The sequence below is a fragment of the Bifidobacterium sp. LH_743 genome (genome assembly GCF_056355775.1).
The window spans coordinates 147,269-164,847 of the sequence record NZ_JBKESZ010000003.1 but is presented as its reverse complement, the minus strand read 5'-3'; the positions used below and the strand labels follow the sequence as shown (position 1 = coordinate 164,847).

Here is a 17,579-nt window from a genome sequence, read left to right as displayed (position 1 = left end):
ACGCAGCAGATACGGCGAAGCGCCCGTCGGCTACTTGTCGGCGGGCGCTTCGTGGTCCATTTGAACTGTCTGGACGCGTCTTGCGTCACAGTATGTCCGGATCGTCCTTGGCGATGGTGCCGGTCGCCTTGCCGATGGCCTTCAGGCCGTGGTAGGCGACGAGGATGACGACGGTGCCGATGGCGATGCCGTTGAAGGAGATGCCGTTGAAGGCGAACTCGAACTGGCCGACGGCGATGATCATGGTGATGGCGGCCACCATGACGTTGACCGGCTTGTCGAAGTTGACCTTGTTCTCAACCCAGATGCGGATGCCGACCATGCCGATCATGCCGTACAGCAGGGTGGTCACGCCGCCGAGCACGCCGGCGGGGATGGTGTTGATGATGGCGCCGAACTTCGGGCACAGGCTCAGGATCAGCGCGAACGCGGCGGCGCACCAGTATGCGGCGGTCGAGTAGACCTTGGTGGCAGCCATCACGCCGATGTTCTCGCCGTAGGTGGTGGTGCCGGAGCCGCCGCCGAAACCGGCGATGGTGGTGCCGAGACCGTCGGCGAACAGCGCGGTGCCGATCTGGTCGTCATAGTCGCGGCCGGTCATCTGGGAGACGGACTTGACGTGGCCGACGTTTTCGGCAACGAGTACGAGCACGACCGGGATGAACATCGGCAGGATGGTGAAGTCGACCTGCGGCAGACGGAATTCCGGCAGACCGATCCACGCGGCCTTGCCGATGGCTGAGAAGTCGACCTGGCCACGGAAGCAGGCGTACGCATAGCCGATGATCACGCCGATGAGGATGTTGAGTCGGCCGAGCAGACCCTTGAACAGCACTGCGACGAGCAGCACCGCGACGAGGGTGACGATGGCGGTGTCGGGAGCGACTTTGAAGTTGTTCCACACGCTCGGAGCCAGGTTGAAGCCGATGATGGCCACGATGGCGCCGTTGACGACCGGCGGCATGATGATGTCGATCCACTTGGCGCCCGCGTAATGGACGAGCACACCGATCAGGGCCAGCAGGATGCCGGTGACCATGATGCCGAAGGATGCGACGGCGAGGCCCTTGTGGGCGCTGGCGACGGCCGCGATCGGGGCGATGAAGCCGAAGGACGAGCCCAGGTAGCTCGGCAGCATGTTCTTGTTGATCAGCAGGAACAGCGCGGTCGACATGGCCGTGAAGAACAGGGTGGTGGATGGGTCGAAACCGGTCAGAATCGGCACCAGGAACGTGGCGCCGAACATGGCGATGACGTGCTGCGCGCCGATTTCCGCGGTGCGCGGCCAGGTCAGCCTCTCGTCAGGTTCGACGACCTCGCCGGGCTTCAGCGTTTTGCCGTCGCCGTGGAGCTTCCACGTGAACAGGCCCGCGATTGGATTGGACATGCGATTGTCTCCTAACTCTCTTTACGACGCGCAACAAGAACGCGCGCCGCGCAATCACACGCCATTGTAGCGGAAGCGCCGATACGTGACGCCCCACAGAGCGATAGGGGGCTAAATCGCAGTCACAAAACGTATACCGGCAGCCGTCACAGGTGACGGTCGACGGCGTGCACCACGTCCACCAAATCGCCGTTCGACAGCACGGGACGCTTGAATTCACGCCAATCATCCACTTTCACCACCCAGCGACCATCCGTCTCGTCGAGTACGGGACGCGCCGTCTGCTCCCAACGGAACCGCTTGTGCGTTCGTCCGGTGGCGGGGTCGCGGCGCGAATAGTGGAAGCACGTGCAGTTGGTGATCTTCCATTCGTCGGAGGCCGCACGGTGCATGAATTCCTCGTCGGACAGGTCTTCCAAGGTGAGCATGAGCGCCAGCATGAGGTCGCCGTGGCTGACCATCACCACGGATTCCGCATCGGATTTGCGGTTCAGGGACGTGAGCAGGTTGTGCACGCGGTTCTCGGCCACGTCGGCGATGGACTCGCCCGCCGGCGGACGCCAGTACAGCGGATCGGTGTTCTTGAACATCCAGTTGCGCGCGTAGTTGGTTTTGAAATCGTCCTTCGTGATGGTGTTGATCTCACCCCAGGAGCGTTCGCGCAGCACGCGAGTCTCCTCCCATTTCGCTTTCGGCAGGGCCATCGTGGCCGCCGTCTCACGCGTACGCACGTACGGCGAAACGAGGTAGCGGTCGAACAGCGGCTGCTGCGCGACGAGCCAACGGCCGATGCAGTCGGCCTGCTTGCGTCCGGTGGCGGTGAGCCTCCACGAACGGTCCGGCACGGTGACATTGTCCTGCGTATACAGCGAGTTGTCACCCTGTTCGCCGGCGCTGATGATGACGTTCGCCTCCGACTCGCCATGTCGGATCACATACAGATCAAGGGGCATTCCCATATTCGTTTATTCCTTCGCTTTCATCCACATCCTGCGCGCACGTTCCTTGTTCCGCCGTTCATTCGGCCGGTGGCGCGCATCATCATTGAATGCTTCCACCGTAGCTGATTCGCGCGTGTTTCGCACGCGCGGACACGTCGATTTCACGATTGGCACACCCGAATTTCGCGGTGCCGTCACCGGCGGTTCACCGCAACCGGCGTGGTAGACGCCGTGATCGCAATCACTCCGGCCAGATGCCGTTCTGCGCGTACTTGGTGCGGTACTCCCCCGGCGTCATGCCGGAATGTTTTTTGAACACCTTCGAGAAGTGGCTTTGCGACCGGTATGCGAGGATCTGGGCGATCTCGTCGAAGCTGTATTCCGAGTATTTGAGCATGTTCTCGGCCGCTTCCATACGCTTGTCGGTGATGTATTGCGATATGGCCGTGCCCGTTTCGCGTTTGAACAGCTCCGACAGATACGTGGGATTCAGATGCACATGCTCGGCGAGGATGGGCACGGTGATTTTCTCATGCAGATGGTAGTGGATGTAGTCCAGGCATTCGTTGACGGCTTTGGAATGTGTTTCCGCCTTCTGCATGTCGGCCATGGCCCATGTGAAGAATGTCATCATGTCGGTGTGCAGGCGGCGCACGTCGTCGGGCGTTTTGCAGTTTTCCAGGTTCTGGATGTACAGGTCGGAGGCGTTGTAGGCGTCCTCCTCGTCCATACCGCCTTCGATGGCGAAACGTGTGGCGAGCGTGATGGTGGTGACGAACCGGTATTTCGCGTTTTTGAGCGGATCGTCCGACAGGTAGCCGTACAGTCCGGAGTCCCACAGACGTGTGCTTTCGGCGATGGCGTTGATGTCGCCGGAACGCATCATGTCGTACTGTTTCATCTCCTCGACGTACCGGTGGTGCCGAACACGATCCTCGCGGGAGAGGAAGTCCAAGTATCTCAGCTTCGCTTCGTCAACAACAGCCATGCTTCTCCCCGCTATTTCCGATCGTCCAAATCGAATCCTCCCTCAAGGATAAAGCTCTTCAGCAGCTTCGTGGCGAGAAGATTCGCCGTGAATTGGGAGACCGGACTATCCGGCTTATCGAAAAACGCCTTTGCCAAAGACCTGTTAACCGACGCTTTCAACCGGTCGAATCGTCCGAATTCGTTCAGGGTTGTCTCTGTAAGGTCAAGCCGCATCATCTCGTTGAGCAACGCCCCATCCACGTCAAACGCCTTGGTGATTTGCTCCACTTGGCTGTTTTTGGCGCTGTTCGCGTAATATGTGATGTAGTCGCGTAGCGTCTTGCCTTCCTCCAACTCGATTTCGCCACGTTCCACATCATGCATGAACAGTTCGGCATACCGTTGTTCCTCTTGGCTGAGCGAAGCGAACGACTTATGCAACTCCTCCTCGGCTGATGCCAACAGGGCCGGATCGCCTCCGCCAAGCGCCTTGAGCCATTTGGTGAAGTTGGCGTTCATGTAATCCGTATCAATCAATCCTGTATCTATCTCAGTGATATGGCCGTCAAGTTCATATGGTGCTTCCGGACCGCTGCCGGAACCTTCGCCACTGCTGAACATTTCCTTATACCGCTGTACAAGAATCAGATATGTCCGTTCATCAAGCTTCGGCCGCACAACCTCCACGGATCCATCGTCATGGGTGACGGAGTATTCCTGCTGTTCCCAAGTGAAACCTTGCACTTTGGCGGATTCCAGGAAATCATTGAGTTCCACGAACAGTTTTGCGAACTTGCGGCATGCCTCCACCGATTCCGGCAGTCGCATGAAATCTTCCACGCCTCCGGCACTGAACACGGAGGCGATTTCTTCGAAACGCGCATCCATCAGGCGCACGTTTTCCGGCAGTTTCTGCACGAACAGATCGAGCGGCTTGTCTCCGGAATACAGTTTTACCGCCGCTTCGATATACCCCTTCATGGTGTGTGGCTTGCGGTAGTAGCGAATAGTTCCGAAAGGCTTATCGGGACCGAACAGTCGATTCGTGCGACTGAACGCCTGGATGATGTTCTCATAGTCGATGATTTTGTCGAGGTACAGCGTGTTGACCCACTTGGAGTCGAAACCTGTCAGCATCTGATCAACCACGATCAGCAGATCCAGCCGTTTCTCACGGTGCTGGTCGACCGTCAGGTATGGACGCTTGTGGGAAAGCCGCGCGGTGATGTCTTTCTTCATCTTCGGCCATGTGGGGATGATGAAATCCTTGTCGAACAGTTCGTTGTAATCGCCGATGATTTCCTTAAGCGCATCCTCCTTGAGGATTGCGCCGTCGGAATTGTCGACGTTGGGGTCGAACAGCGCGGTCACGTGCATCTGCGGAGCACGTTCCTTGAACAGATGGTAATAGCTGATCGCCTCGGGAATGGAACTCGTGGCCAGCATCGCATGGAATTTGTTGCCTCTGCTCAGCAATGGGAATTGGTCGAGAATATCCTCCACGACCTTGTCTTCATGTGGCGTGCCTTGCGCATACTGCGCTGCGGTCAGATAGTCCTCAATGCCTTTGACATGTTCTCCGGCCTGCGTTTCCATGGGTCCCATCGGCATTTGCTTCGGATCCATGTAATGGTAGAACACCTCAGCTTTCGCCGGATCTGCCTGGGCTTCCTCAACCGTCGCGGCTTTCGCTTTCTGCAACGCGACCGCTTGACGAACATCCTTGTCTCGGTAGGTCAACACCATGTACGGGTCGAATCCGAGCACATTGCCATCGCGGATGCCGTCGGCGATGCTGTATCGGTGAAGGCAATCGCCGAACACCATTGATGTGGTCGCGCCCTTCTTACGGTTCTCCTCATGAATCGGAGTGCCCGTGAAACCGAAATACAATGCGTTCGGGAAGGAATGGCGAATATCCTGCAGCATTTCGCCGAACGTGGAACGATGGCATTCGTCGATAATGAATACGATGCGTTTGCCGGCGAGCTTCTTCACTTCCTCTTCGGTGATATGCCCCTCGCCCGCTTTGATGTTGCTCATTTTCTGGATGGAGGTGACGATGAGCGTGTCTTTGGGGTCGATGCTTGCCAGTTTCGATTTGAGCACATCCGTGTTTTCCGTGCCCTGCACATCATCGGCATCATCCGCGAACGACCGGTATTCCAGCAGCGACTGCGTGCCCAATTCGACACGGTCCATGAGGAAGACCACCTTGTCGGCATCTTTCGAGCCAGCGATGAGCTGCGCAGCCTTGAAGCTGGTCATGGTTTTGCCCGAGCCAGTGGTGTGCCACACATAACCGCCCGGACGGCCCGGCGTGCCGCTTGGCACCGGCTCATCCCATTTGCAGGTGCGTACACGGTCGGAAATGGCGTTCACCGCCTGGTATTGGTAGCTGCGTAGCACTTTGAGGCATCCGTCTGCGGAATCGGCGACCGTATAGAACCCGATGAGCTGGTGTGCCATGGGAATGGATAGCAGATCAGATGTGAAACGCTTCCATTCATCCTGCCCGACATGGTTGTTCGCCGCTATGGGCTCATTGTTGAAGTCAGCCCAGTGGAAGAAGTAGTTGCTGTTGAAATCGCCTTCACCGGGATTGGCGAAGTACACGGCATCATCCGGATTCATGGCCACGAAGACCTGCACGAGTCTGAACAGCCCGGTGAACACGCCTTCATGCGCGTATTTGGCGATTTGATTGGTGGCCTGGCTTATGGGAATGCCGCTTTTCTTCAGTTCGATATGGATGACCGGCATGCCGTTGATGAGCAGGCAGACGTCTCCTCTACGATCGTTCAGCATTTTGTTTTTTGCCGGATACATCGGCTGTCTTGCGATTTGGTACCGGCTTTGCCCAGCGGCGATTTCCTGGCGATCGTAGATCTTCAGGCTGATTTCCTTACCGAAATGTGCTGTGTCTGCGGGATTGTCACGTTTGATGGACACGGTTTTGCCGTTGATGAAGGAGTTCAACGCCAATGGCGTGCGCAATGTTTCGATCTGTTCAAGGATCTGCGCCATCTCACCCTTGGTAAGGCGCTGCCCGTTCAGGCGATCAATGCCTTTGTTGTTGTCGAATAGGATGTTAGCCCAGTTGTCGATGAGATCCTGTTCAGTCGGGTATTCCAACACACCATCGGTCCACCCATGGCGTTTCAGCACCGCGACCAGATCGTCTTCGAAATCCGATTCCTTATCGTAGAACATGTTCCATCTCCCCGAACGCACCATCACTTTTCCGAGCTCAATCTTACGAGCGCAACCCCTAACATCCAAGAAACAACACCACAATACTTACGCTGATGAAGGGTGATGAGCGAGTCCAGACGGTCGAAGAACGCACCGATTCGGCGCTGCTCATCAATTCTTTTGGGAATGCAGATCTGCGTTTCAAAGAAATCATCTGGAGCAATGTTGAGCAATCCATGGTTTCTGGCTCCTTCAGCCGCGATTAATTGAACGGACTTATACCATCTATCAGTCTCGTAGTATGTGACTAAGAAATCAGGATCTCCAGAAAGCAATTCAAAGCAGATATACAGTGTCGAGACGCAGCCCATGTCATACTTTTCCAGTCTTTTTATCGCTCCCCATGGGCTGTCGGTCGAGGTGCTCTTGTTATAGGCAAATTCTCCCCTATGCAGAAGGAAGTATCCACTCATATCCTTGCTTGCAACCTGGCTGTTGAAAAAAGTTCTCTGATCCACCAAGCCGTACTGAGCAGAAATGGTAAGAGGAAGATCGGAATCGCCGTTCTCATTCTTTCGGGTAACCCTACGTGCAACTTCCCCCAGCTTACGCTGTTCCCAAGCGGGGGGGGGCGATTGATACGGGAAAACGGCCGCATTATCGCTCATGTATGCGGTCGAGCTTCCTTCTTGTGAGCATTAGAGCGTATCCGAGCAGGTTCTGACCGCGCCATTGGGCTGGATCGAGCCTGGCTGGGTCATGCATTGACAAGCCGATGCCCCAGATGCGGTCTTTGACGGCGCATTCCGCCAATATCGCATTGCCGGTCGCTACGAGTTGCGCACCGAGTTCGGCGTTCTGACTGAATTTGGCAAGCAATCCTTCATAGACTTCGATTTGGCGAACGCCGTTCCATACGTGATCGTCATAACCGGCTACCAGTCGGCCAAGTCGTTTGATCTCGGCCACGTCGCTGGTTCGAAGAATCCGCGCGGCTGTTTCGGCATCGTTGAAACAGCAGGCTTTGCGGTACATCATGTACTGTTCCATCGAGGAAAACTCGACATCATCCACAACGAAGCGCGATGGATACCAGTTGCTCAGGTATCCGTTCTCCTCATCGGGATTATGGAAGCAGATGATGTCCGTCATTCTTCGCCGACTTTCCGCACCGCAAGCTCCAGATCGAGATCATGAAGCCCGAAATAGGCTTTCTTCAGGAAGTCCAGCGGCACCTTGGCGATCACTTCAGCACTGGGAATGGCGTAGAACCATTGGTAGTAGGCGTAGAATTCGCCAATCCAATCAGGCATGAACCCTTCGAGCGCCCTGCCGTCCTTCAACTGGTAGTGCTCGGTCTCGGTGAAATACTTCCACAGCTCTTTCGCATCCATCGTGTTGACGTAGGCTTTGGCCTCATCAATGCTTTTGCGTGTTTTGCTCGCCATATATACGGTGATGAAGTCCTCCGTGCTCTTGCCCGGAAACGACTGTGCCACGTAGTCGAAAAGCTTGCCTTGAGTTTCCACCACATCATCCCGGTAGACCTCTGGATATGCCCGCATTGTCATCACCCCTAGAGCAACGTGCTGAACACGTTGGTCACCGTATTGGCATCGGAATCGATGAGGTCGCGCATGTTCTGCCGTGCCTCAACATCCCTCTGATTGTATTTGTCGTTGAATTCGCCGTAGCTGACGGAAAGCAGGCCGTCCGGGACTTCGCGCAGTTGCCTGTACGCCTTTGCGGTCTTGACGCAATACTGGATGCCCAGACCTCCAAGCGACAGCAGTTCCTCCAAGATATCGACGTCCACATTGTCTCGGACGAATTCTTTGGCGATATAAAAATACGAGGCGTTCGCACGCCAGCCTTTGATGACGTCATAGCCGCTGGTATCGATGCCGTATTGGGCGATGAACTTCGCAGCCAGCACACGATAGCGCTTGGAATCAGCGGCATCACGATGCTTCATCAGCTCAGCCAGCCAAGTAAGCACGCTATGCTCCTGAAAATCCAGGATGCGCAGCCCATTCGTGTCCAGTTCGTACTGGTGGACCCAGCCGTTGGATTCATCCGGCCTGCACACGGCCCATTCCTTGGCCAGTTCCACATTCGCGGTCAGATAGAAACCACGGCCGTAGTCGTGTTTGTCATTGCCTAAACCGTATTCGGGGGTCACGGATTCGTACGGAGAACCGTGAAATAACGTGATTGTTGCCATGAACACCCCTATACAAACATCTTGTCGAGCATGGATTTCTTGATATTCCGCAGTAATTCGAGCTTACGCTGATGAAGGGTGATGAGCGAGTCCAGACGGTCGAAGAACGCGCCGATTTGGCGTTGCTCGTTTTCCGAGGCAGGCATAGAAATTTCGATTGAAGCGAAGTCATCGAATTTCAAAACTTGAGTGTCCTTGGAATTGCCCTGTGAAACCTGTTGATACTGTTTCAGCAACATCGGCTGTCTGAGAAGGCGCGCAAAGAATCGTGCATAAACCTCGGAATTAGGCTTTGCTACTACGTATGCGGGGCTTACGATGCCGTCGTACCGACTTGCATCTACAGCTCCCTGCCACATACGCATACTGTTGTAAACGACATCTCCGGAATGCACTACTTTGTAGTTCGCGAGACTCGCCCCAGGATTCGTTTCCCTATCGGACTCAGACGCTGGATATATCCCGTTAGCTACGCTGACAGACAAAATCTCTCTATCAGAAGCTCGTTCATCGCTCTCCTCAAACAGTTCCCCCAGCTTACGCTGTTCCCAAGGGTCAGTGAAACCGGCGAAACGAATCTCCGGATACAGCGAACCCCCTTTAGGGAACATTTTGTCGAGCATGGATTTTTTCAGCACGCAAAGCGCGTCATACTTACGCTGATGAAGGGTGATGAGCGAATCCAGACGGTCGAGGAACGCACCGATTCGGCGTTGCTCTACAAGTTCTGGAGCGCGGATTTCCATATTCAGAAATGTTTCCTCATGAATACGTTTAGCTTTTCGGCTTCCATTGGCAATATTTCCGTTTTTCAGATAGAAGTCTTCTTGTGTTACCAAATTCAGTAAAAAACTTGAGTCTAAGCCTTCAATGTCAAATGCAGGCGAGTCAAGAGTTGATTCAAAACAATCCAACTTATCAGGCACGACGCCAAAGGCAGCATGAAGAAAATCAAGCTTGCCATACATAAACTGGCCGGCATGACGAATATAGTATTGAGTTTGGGCACTCCCCCCATATAAATCAGTTTTTTCAACGACTCCTTTACCCCAAAGCTTTACCGTAAGTTTTCGAGCATCAACCCCAGTATGTCCAAGTTCTCGACTGAGCTTAAGATGTTGCCCCAGCTTACGCTGTTCCCAAGGGTCAGTAAAACCAGTGAAACGAATCTGCGGAACCAACGCTTTTTCATGCTGTTCGGCCATATCATTCACCCCCGAGCAGTGCTTTGAGCTCTTCCAGACCCGCCATATCGCGAGCATTGCCGGTCAAATCGCCCAGCATTCCAGCCAATTCCTTCTCCGCTTCATCGATTTGGCCGCATACATCGGCATATGTGGTGGCATACTTGTTCTTCAACGCGTTCACTTTGCCGATGAACTCGTCGATCACAGCATTCGGCAATGCCTCCAGCTGCTTCTGCAATGGTGTAATCCACTTGGCTTCCAGCAACCTTCTGGCTTCGTCATCACTCAACGCCTTGATCGCATCGCAGGTCTTCTCCTCCAACGCATTTCGCTTGGTTTTGATACCGGACTTCAGTTTCTTTGACTCATCGAACAGCTTTTGGGCCTGCACCAAGCCGCGCTCAAAATCGGAAACCGGATTCTTGCCGATCGCCTTAACCGCTTTCTTCAGCTCGGCGGCAACGAAGGCGTCACCGTCCTGATTGATCGCATCGCTGTTCTGCTTGTCATCCTCATCGAAGCCTTCCAAAATGGTTTCAATCTCGGAATCAATGTCCTGCACACGGCGTTCGTCCGCCTCGATCGCGGCCAAATCATCGTGCAGCAGCTCACGTTGAACCAAGTCGAAGGGCAGAACGCGGCCAATCCAGCCATCCTGCACTTCCACATCCTTGCCGCCTTTTTTCTTGATGACCATGTTCGGGTCCACGGCTCTTACCGCATCGAAACCTTCGGAACCCAGCACTTCCAAATCAATGGAGATGCCGCCCCAAGCATCATCAAGCTTCTGATAGGCGTCATACGGGTCGATCAGCGCGATATCGGCAACCATCGCATCCAATTCCTTGCCAATGGCCGTTTCCTGCCCGAGCGCATCCACCTGTTCAGGATGCTCCACCAAACGGGAGCGCAAGTCAGCAGGCAGGTCGGAAATGGCTTGTCCATACGAGGCAATGAACGCCTGTACGTCGGCATTATTGCGCACCACAGTGGCGATATCATCATGGTCACAGGCATAGCAAGCACCATTATCACGGAACAGCTCAGCCTTCAGACTCGGCCAGGCGTTCCAATATTCCCCAAGCTGCTCGACTTCGCTCTTCGGAACGCCACCGAACATCGAAGCGTACACATCCCACGTCTCCGCATTCTCAGACGAATCAACATACCGGGGAATGTTGAGGTTGTAATCATTGGCGCGAATCTCGTCAATGGACACCAGACGGCTGAATTTGGGCACCGTGCGGTTGTTCGACACCACGTCGACAATGCGTTTGATGTCAGAAGCCTGTAGCTTGTTGTTCTTGCCGTCCTTGATGAAATGTTTCGACGCGTCAACAATGAGCACCCTGTCGTCATCGCGTTTCTTGCGCAGCACCATCACGATGGTGGGGATGCCCGTACCGAAGAAAATATTCGCCGGAAGGCCGATAATCGCCTGAATATGGTGGTTTTCAATCAGATTCTTACGAATCTGGCCTTCCTCGCCACCGCGGAACAGCACACCGTGCGGCAGAACGATGGTCATGATGCCATCGGCACGCAGATGGTACAAGTCGTGGAGCAGGAACGCATAATCCGCCTTGGACTTCGGTGCTATGCCATAACTGAAGCGTGGATCGATCTCCTTGTCAGTGGGATCCCAATTCTGCGAGTAGGGCGGGTTGGAAACCACCGCATCCACGAACAACGGATTGTACGTTTCCTCCTTGTTCTCCAACGTGTCGAACCACGGCCAGTCGTCTTCCAACGTGTCACCGTTGCGGGCAACGATGTTGTCGGGAAGAATGCCGCGCATCACCAGATTCATACGCGTCAGGTTGTAGGTGTTCTCCTTAAGTTCCTGCGCGTAATACATGATGGAATCCGGATTGCCGTTGCGCCGAGCCACAGCCTGGCCAATATGAATCAGCAAAGAGCCGGAACCGGAAGTCGGATCGTAGATCTTGATCTGCTCGCACCCCTGCAAATGCCAGGCGACGATTTCGCTCATCAGCTGGGAGACCTCGGACGGTGTGTAGAACTCGCCGGCCTTCTTGCCCGCATTGGCGGCAAAATTGCTGATGAGATATTCGTAAATGAAGCCAAGCACGTCATAATCCTGACGGCTATCCATCGGAATGTCCTTAATGAGATAAATCAGGTCTCGCGCGGCCTTGGACTGGCTCCTCGCATCGGTGCCAAGCTTGGAAAGTCCAGTCTGCAGAGTGTCGAAAATACCGTCGAACACTTTCTTGTGCGCCGGATTGATATTGCGGGAGAACGCCGAAAGAGCATCACGAACGTTGGAAATCTCAAAATCATTACCTTTTTTGATCCATGTGGAGAACAGATTGTCATAGGCAATGAAGTAGCCACACTCACCCTGCACGAATTCCACAATGTCCGGATTATCCTCCGTAAGCTGCGGCATCTGATCATCGGTGAAATCGCTGGCTTTCAAGCGCATCAGCTCGGTCTCTGAAAGGAACTTGTAGAAGATGAAACCAAGAATGTAATCCTTGTATTCGTTCGCCTCAATCTTGGAACGCATCTTATTGGCGGACTCCCAGATTTTCGAAGCGAGCTGCTGCTTGTTCATCTATCCCTCCTCATTGCGGTGCCGGCAAAATGCGCGGCTCCACGAGCGACTGCACATCTTTCACAAGAATACCGCACCCCCGCTTGGGAACAGCGTAAGCTGGAAGACTACGTTGTTGTCTCAACCGCCAAAAATGTTGACGGCAGATTCAATAAGGAAGATGTTTTATCCGTCTCCGGCGAGTATGGCATAGTAAATCAAATTGCATTCCAGGGACGTTCATTTGCTGGATCATCTGTTTTGAATTACGGAATTGTCAATACTGGCGACATCGTGTACACGAAATCACCATTGAATTCGAATCCGTACGGAATTATCAAAGTAAATAAAGGAATTCCGGGCATCGTCTCAACTCTATATGCGGTTTATCGCCCGCAGGATAATGTTCATACCAATTTCATTCAAGTGTATTTTGAACAGCACGAGCGAATGAATAATTACATGCATCCTTTGGTCAACAAAGGGGCAAAGAATGACATGAAGGTCACTGCGGAGAATGCTCTGAAAGGAGTGGTCACATTCCCTAGCCGTGAAGAGCAGGTCATTATTTCAGAGTTCTTCGACCGTCTGGACTCGCTCATCACCCTTCATCAGCGTAAGTATGATGGCTGCGCCAATCCCCTATTTTCAGAAAGGCGCATCTCATGCAGGAAACCATCACATCAGAATCGCTGTTCTGCGACTACTACGCCCAGTGGGTGAGAACGTACAAGGAAGGCGCCATCAGAGACGTGACCATGGGCAAATATCGACTTACGCAATCCTGGCTCGGCAAGCTCATCCCTGAACTCAGACTCACCGATATGGATCGAACCGCATACCAGCAGCTCATCAACGGATATGCACAACATCATGAGCGCCAAACCACCATGGATTTTCACCATCAGATCAAAGGCGCCATTCTCGATGCCGTCGATGAAGGACTCATACCCCGTGATCCAACGCGCAAAGTCATCATCAAAGGCAAGCAGCCACGCATTAAGAAAATGAAGTATCTCAACCAATTCGAGCTGCATGCCATGCTCGCGGACCTTGATCTTGGGGCCGAGGCAAGCTGGGATTGGCTTATCCTCCTTATCGCGAAAACCGGACTCCGATTCTCTGAGGCGCTTGGGCTCACACCCGATGACTTTGATTTCGCACACCAGACGCTTTCCGTCAACAAAACTTGGGATTATAAAAACGGCGGCGGTTTCGTACCCACGAAAAACGAATCATCCGTGCGTAAAGTGCAACTCGACTGGCAACTCATCATGCAAATGTCTGGATTACTCAAGGATCTTCCGCATGATAAACCTATTTTCGTGCACGGCAAGGTCTACAACTCAACAGCCAACGACGTGCTTGCAAAACATTGCAGAAACGTGGACGTGCCAGTTATTTCCGTCCATGGTCTACGCCATACACACGCATCGCTGCTGCTGTTCGCCGGCGTATCGATCGCCAGCGTGTCACGCCGTCTAGGCCATGCCAGCATGACTACAACTCAGGAAACCTATCTGCACGTCATTCGCGAGCTGGAAAACAAGGATGTAGATATCGTCATGCGGGCACTATCGACACTTATCTAATGGGGGGGTTCCTACTCTTTTCAGATATTCGAAATAATCGAGCCACTCGAAGCGGCATATACCGTTTTTCACCATCTTCAGTAAAAGCGCCAAACACCGTTGCCAGACTCAATTCCGTAGGTGGTTTTGTGGTTCCGTAGGTGGTTGGTTCTGGTATTGGTGTCTGAGAATGGCTTAATTTAAGCCGTTTCTCAAACGCCTTTCCTCCGGCAACCACCTACGGAAGCGAAAAACCACCTACGGAACACCCGCTTGGGAACAAACCCGCCGCAAGTCACCAGGCCAAGACGAATCTCGGCACACGAGGAACCGGAAATTGTCGTTCCGGAGCGCAGCCGCACGGTCACACGCCACACTCCGGAACCAAAGGCTTTTAGAAATAGGTGCTACAGCCAAGCTTGACGGCGAGGACGATGCCGGTGAGCACGGCGGCGGCGCGCATGATGTTCTCGGGGATATGGCGTGTGACCGGAGGGGCGATGGAACTGCCGATGATGCAGCCCAGGCACATGGCGATGGCGAACGGCCAGTAGACGGAGCCACGGCAGATGAACATGATCGCGGCGGAGATGTTCGCGCCGAAGCCGACCACGGTTTTCAGCGCGTTGATCTGGTGGAACGGGCCGATCTTGCCGAGGTCGAGGATCGCCAGGGCGAGGGTGCCGGCGGCGGCACCGAAATATCCGGAATAGATGCCGACGAAGCTCACGCCGACCCACAGCCACCACGGGTCGTTGCGAAGACTGCCATTGGCCGTCCTGCTGGCAATTCGTGCGGCGCGTTCGCCCTGCTGTGATTGAGGCAACGCCTGCGCGACGGCGTCGCGCGCGGCCGCTTTCTTCCGCGGGTTGAGCGCGATGATCAACGCGCTGAACAGGATGAGCGGCGGCACCGCGAATTCGAAGACCTTCGCCGGCAATTCCAACAGCAGCAGGCCACCGATGATGCCTCCGACCAATCCTATGCACGCATAGACGGCCACGCGGCGCCCTTGACCTTTGAGCTCCTTGCGCGCGGCCAGCAGCCCGCCGATGCCGGTGCCGCACACGCCCACCGTGTTCGTGGTGTTGGACAGCACCGGCGGAATGCCGAACGCCAGCAGCGCCGGGTAGGAGATCAGAGAGGAGGCTCCGACGGCGTATCCGACGAATCCCGCGCCGATTCCGGCGACAAGCACCAACAGCAAGGTGACGACGGACACTCCTGCGATCATGACCACTTTCCTCAATTTCCGGGTTTATATGACAACGGGAGCCAAGCTTAACGGCTTGGCTCCCGGAAATGTCAGGCTTGTTCAGAACGTGGTTGAATCACCACGTCCGAACGGCACGGTTCAGCGTCCGCGCTTGGCGATCAACGATTCGGTCCAGTATGCGGCAAGCGGAATCAGCGCCCACTGCAGTGCGAGTCCCGGCAGGCCGGCGGCCAGATCACTCGTCCAAGTGGCGGCGATGGCGTTGGACGAACCGAAGGCGAACACGGCAATCGCCGTGGCCACGGTCAATGCCACTCGACCTGCCAACTGCGCGACAATCACTTTGGCCAGACCCGGCAGCCTGACCGAACGCAGCAGGCCGGCCACGAGTCCATATGCGCACAGCTCAACCATCATCAGCGGCAGCATGGCCAGCATCGGCATGCCGGACAGCAGGAAGCTGACAAGCGGCGCCGCAGCGCCGGCGATCGCGCCGACGGCGGGACCGGCGATCAGCCCAACGAAGATGATCGGCAGGTGCATCGGCAGGAACGCCACGCCCAAAGCGGTGCCCTGCCCGGACACCGCTCCGATGACATGGAACAACTGCGGCAGCGCGACCGCGGCCGCAATGGCCAGCAGCGTCGCCGCGGCCTTGGTGGTCAGGCTCAGCTTCGGCAGGTCGGCGCGGCGCAGGGAACGCACGGATATGGTTGCGGAATCAGACATGTTCATTCTCCTTTTGTTTGCTTCTCTTCGTTAATCGTCATGCATCGTTCGGCAATGCAGTGTCGACCAGCATATCGGCGGCAGTTCGAACGTCGGTCGCTTCGAAATAGCGGTTCTCCAGCGGAATCCACTCGTCGACGAACCGTCGCAGCATACGGGGGTTGCGTGACTCGAGCCGATGCAATTGCTCGGCCGGGTCGATCGCAAGACAGATCATGAAATCGTAATACCCACGCAAGGCGGGATGCATGCTGTAGCTGCCCTCCACGACGGTCAGCCGTGCCGGTTCCACGGTGCGTGAAGCGGCGAAATCGCCCGCATGGCAATCCCAAGGTCGGTATCGCGCGGCTTTCCCGTCGGCAAGCGGCGCCAACGTCTCCGTCTCGAACCGCTCGCGGTCCACGTTGCCACCAGGTTCAGCCAGACGTTCCGGCATGCGCTGCTCCGGACGCAGGAAGAAATCGTCCATATGCAGCACATTGCCACCGAACCGTTCGTTGAGGATTTGGGCGAACGTGGTCTTGCCTGACGCGCATGGACCGTCGATGGCCACGAACACCCGTTCTCGGGTATCGTCCCCAAGCAGCGTCGCCAAGCGTGCGATCGCCTTGTCCGCGGTCCGCGGCGACGCCTCGTTCATGTCCACGCCCATTTCAGTCGAGCACTGTCAGACGGTACGCGCGCGAACCGATGCCGAGTTCTTCGGCGTATTCGAGCGTGTGCTCGCCGTGGCGGGAAGCGATGCGTTCGGTGACGGACGCGCCGTCGGGGGCGATATGGACGAGATCCACGCATGCCTGATCGAGCGCCACCGGGTCAAGCGATGACAACACGCCGATATCGTGCATGTCCGGTTCGGAGGGGGCGGGGAAACAGTCGCAGTCCACGGACAGGCGGTTCATGACGTTCAGATACATCATGTTGCCATGCATGTGGCTGATCACTGCTTCGTCGGCTTCAGCCATCGATTCGAGGAAGTCATCTTGGTCGGCTTCCACCCAGTGGTTGGTGGCCACGCCCGCGGAATGGATCCAGCGTTTGCCGTTCGACGATGCGATGCCGATGGACACGTTTTTGAGCGCGCCGCCGAAGCCGCCCATCGGATGCCCCTTGAAATGCGAGAGCACGAAGATGGAATCGTAGTCGTCGATATGCTTGCCGACGATGTCGTATGCGATGTGACGGTGCTTGGCCACTGGAATCTCGATTTCGCCGCCCATGTCCATGATCTGGATCGGCGCGATGTCGGCGTATCCACGTTCCTTGAACACGGCAAGGCTTTTCTCCGGAGTCTCGCGATTGCCGTCGTATGCGGTGGCGCATTCCACGAGCGTGCCGCCGATCTCCCGCACGAGATCCTTGACGAGCGCCGGATTGAGGTTGTTGGATCGCTCCGATTCGCCGGAGTGGATCTTGATGGCCACGCGGCCTTCCGGCTTGGTGTCGAGCGCGTGGTAGGCGGCAAGCAGACTGTCCGGCGTGATCAGGGGCGTGAAATACACCTCCGGAGCCTGCTTATTGTCGGTGCGATGGGTCAATCCGTCCAGTGAGGCGATGTCGAATTCGGTCATGATCCTCCTTGATTGCTTCTTTCTTCGCT

The 17,579-nt window shown here is 55.5% G+C and carries 16 protein-coding genes; 2 read left to right on the top strand and 14 right to left on the bottom strand.

Annotated elements, in window-relative coordinates; genetic code table 11:
• Nucleotides 1-85 precede the first annotated feature (85 nt).
• From AC1ATL_RS05630 to AC1ATL_RS05585, 10 genes are all read right to left on the bottom strand, one after another.
• Nucleotides 86-1,375, bottom strand: coding sequence for a uracil-xanthine permease family protein (locus AC1ATL_RS05630; protein ID WP_411949509.1), 1,290 nt, complete (start codon nt 1,373-1,375; stop codon nt 86-88).
• 158 nt (nt 1,376-1,533) lie between these two features.
• A complete protein-coding gene (locus AC1ATL_RS05625; RefSeq protein WP_038444356.1) occupies nt 1,534-2,346 on the bottom strand; it encodes a histidine phosphatase family protein in 813 nt (270 codons plus the stop codon).
• A 223-nt stretch (nt 2,347-2,569) separates the two neighbouring features.
• The gene (locus AC1ATL_RS05620; RefSeq protein ID WP_003808894.1) at nt 2,570-3,316 is read right to left on the bottom strand and encodes a helix-turn-helix domain-containing protein; all 747 of its coding nucleotides are present in this window, start codon (nt 3,314-3,316) and stop codon (nt 2,570-2,572) included.
• An 11-nt stretch (nt 3,317-3,327) separates the two neighbouring features.
• Nucleotides 3,328-6,510: a type I restriction endonuclease subunit R, EcoR124 family gene (locus AC1ATL_RS05615; RefSeq protein WP_476569156.1), complete on the bottom strand. Its 3,183-nt coding sequence runs from the start codon at nt 6,508-6,510 to the stop codon at nt 3,328-3,330.
• 23 nt (nt 6,511-6,533) lie between these two features.
• On the bottom strand, nt 6,534-7,160 hold the full coding sequence (locus AC1ATL_RS05610; RefSeq protein ID WP_476569154.1) for a restriction endonuclease subunit S domain-containing protein: 627 nt from the start codon (nt 7,158-7,160) through the stop codon (nt 6,534-6,536).
• Nucleotides 7,150-7,644, bottom strand: a complete 495-nt coding sequence (locus AC1ATL_RS05605; protein WP_476569152.1) for an NADAR family protein — start codon at nt 7,642-7,644, stop codon at nt 7,150-7,152. Before AC1ATL_RS05605 ends, AC1ATL_RS05610 begins: the two co-directional genes overlap by 11 nt.
• Nucleotides 7,641-8,057 (bottom strand): hypothetical protein, encoded by a 417-nt coding sequence (locus AC1ATL_RS05600; protein WP_229029339.1) that lies wholly within the window; start codon nt 8,055-8,057, stop codon nt 7,641-7,643. The genes AC1ATL_RS05605 and AC1ATL_RS05600 overlap by 4 nt, the downstream gene beginning before the upstream one ends.
• A gap of 11 nt (nt 8,058-8,068) precedes the next feature.
• Nucleotides 8,069-8,716, bottom strand: a complete 648-nt coding sequence (locus tag AC1ATL_RS05595; RefSeq protein ID WP_476569150.1) for a DUF3990 domain-containing protein — start codon at nt 8,714-8,716, stop codon at nt 8,069-8,071.
• 8 nt (nt 8,717-8,724) lie between these two features.
• A complete protein-coding gene (locus tag AC1ATL_RS05590; protein WP_476569148.1) occupies nt 8,725-9,921 on the bottom strand; it encodes a restriction endonuclease subunit S in 1,197 nt (398 codons plus the stop codon).
• A gap of 1 nt (nt 9,922) precedes the next feature.
• Nucleotides 9,923-12,484 (bottom strand): type I restriction-modification system subunit M, encoded by a 2,562-nt coding sequence (locus AC1ATL_RS05585; protein WP_476569146.1) that lies wholly within the window; start codon nt 12,482-12,484, stop codon nt 9,923-9,925.
• A gap of 18 nt (nt 12,485-12,502) precedes the next feature.
• Between AC1ATL_RS05585 and AC1ATL_RS05580 the strand changes: the two genes are divergently transcribed.
• Together AC1ATL_RS05580 and AC1ATL_RS05575 are read left to right on the top strand one after the other, a co-directional pair.
• Entirely contained in the window at nt 12,503-13,186 is a 684-nt protein-coding gene (locus tag AC1ATL_RS05580) for a restriction endonuclease subunit S (protein WP_143239895.1), read from the top strand.
• Complete coding sequence (locus AC1ATL_RS05575; RefSeq protein ID WP_003808869.1) at nt 13,129-14,055, top strand: site-specific integrase; 927 nt, start codon at nt 13,129-13,131, stop codon at nt 14,053-14,055. The genes AC1ATL_RS05580 and AC1ATL_RS05575 overlap by 58 nt, the downstream gene beginning before the upstream one ends.
• Nucleotides 14,056-14,428: 373 nt before the next feature.
• Here AC1ATL_RS05575 and AC1ATL_RS05570 read toward each other — a convergent pair whose 3' ends face one another.
• The 4 genes from AC1ATL_RS05570 to AC1ATL_RS05555 all read right to left on the bottom strand — a co-directional run bounded on the left by AC1ATL_RS05570 (nt 14,429) and on the right by AC1ATL_RS05555 (nt 17,550).
• Nucleotides 14,429-15,268 (bottom strand): sulfite exporter TauE/SafE family protein, encoded by an 840-nt coding sequence (locus AC1ATL_RS05570; RefSeq protein WP_476569143.1) that lies wholly within the window; start codon nt 15,266-15,268, stop codon nt 14,429-14,431.
• A 120-nt stretch (nt 15,269-15,388) separates the two neighbouring features.
• A complete protein-coding gene (locus AC1ATL_RS05565) occupies nt 15,389-15,979 on the bottom strand; it encodes an ECF transporter S component (protein ID WP_476569141.1) in 591 nt (196 codons plus the stop codon).
• 37 nt (nt 15,980-16,016) lie between these two features.
• Nucleotides 16,017-16,619 (bottom strand): uridine kinase family protein, encoded by a 603-nt coding sequence (locus tag AC1ATL_RS05560; protein WP_026645753.1) that lies wholly within the window; start codon nt 16,617-16,619, stop codon nt 16,017-16,019.
• Between the two features lie 13 nt (nt 16,620-16,632).
• Nucleotides 16,633-17,550, bottom strand: a complete 918-nt coding sequence (locus AC1ATL_RS05555) for a DUF362 domain-containing protein (protein WP_476569139.1) — start codon at nt 17,548-17,550, stop codon at nt 16,633-16,635.
• Between the last annotated feature and the right edge of the window lie 29 nt (nt 17,551-17,579).

Excerpts from the sequence above, each read along its gene's own strand:
- AC1ATL_RS05560 (WP_026645753.1), bottom strand. The coding sequence starts at position 16,619 with ATGAACGAGGCGTCGCCGCGGACCGCGGACAAGGCGATCGCACGCTTG.
- AC1ATL_RS05570 (WP_476569143.1), bottom strand. The coding sequence starts at position 15,268 with ATGATCGCAGGAGTGTCCGTCGTCACCTTGCTGTTGGTGCTTGTCGCC.
- AC1ATL_RS05620 (WP_003808894.1), bottom strand. The coding sequence starts at position 3,316 with ATGGCTGTTGTTGACGAAGCGAAGCTGAGATACTTGGACTTCCTCTCC.
- AC1ATL_RS05555 (WP_476569139.1), bottom strand. The coding sequence starts at position 17,550 with ATGACCGAATTCGACATCGCCTCACTGGACGGATTGACCCATCGCACC.
- AC1ATL_RS05625 (WP_038444356.1), bottom strand. The coding sequence starts at position 2,346 with ATGGGAATGCCCCTTGATCTGTATGTGATCCGACATGGCGAGTCGGAG.
- AC1ATL_RS05600 (WP_229029339.1), bottom strand. The coding sequence starts at position 8,057 with ATGCGGGCATATCCAGAGGTCTACCGGGATGATGTGGTGGAAACTCAA.
- AC1ATL_RS05605 (WP_476569152.1), bottom strand. The coding sequence starts at position 7,644 with ATGACGGACATCATCTGCTTCCATAATCCCGATGAGGAGAACGGATAC.
- AC1ATL_RS05610 (WP_476569154.1), bottom strand. The coding sequence starts at position 7,160 with ATGAGCGATAATGCGGCCGTTTTCCCGTATCAATCGCCCCCCCCCGCT.
- AC1ATL_RS05585 (WP_476569146.1), bottom strand. The coding sequence starts at position 12,484 with ATGAACAAGCAGCAGCTCGCTTCGAAAATCTGGGAGTCCGCCAATAAG.
- AC1ATL_RS05575 (WP_003808869.1), top strand. The coding sequence starts at position 13,129 with ATGCAGGAAACCATCACATCAGAATCGCTGTTCTGCGACTACTACGCC.
- AC1ATL_RS05615 (WP_476569156.1), bottom strand. The coding sequence starts at position 6,510 with ATGTTCTACGATAAGGAATCGGATTTCGAAGACGATCTGGTCGCGGTG.
- AC1ATL_RS05565 (WP_476569141.1), bottom strand. The coding sequence starts at position 15,979 with ATGTCTGATTCCGCAACCATATCCGTGCGTTCCCTGCGCCGCGCCGAC.
- AC1ATL_RS05595 (WP_476569150.1), bottom strand. The coding sequence starts at position 8,716 with ATGGCAACAATCACGTTATTTCACGGTTCTCCGTACGAATCCGTGACC.
- AC1ATL_RS05590 (WP_476569148.1), bottom strand. The coding sequence starts at position 9,921 with ATGGCCGAACAGCATGAAAAAGCGTTGGTTCCGCAGATTCGTTTCACT.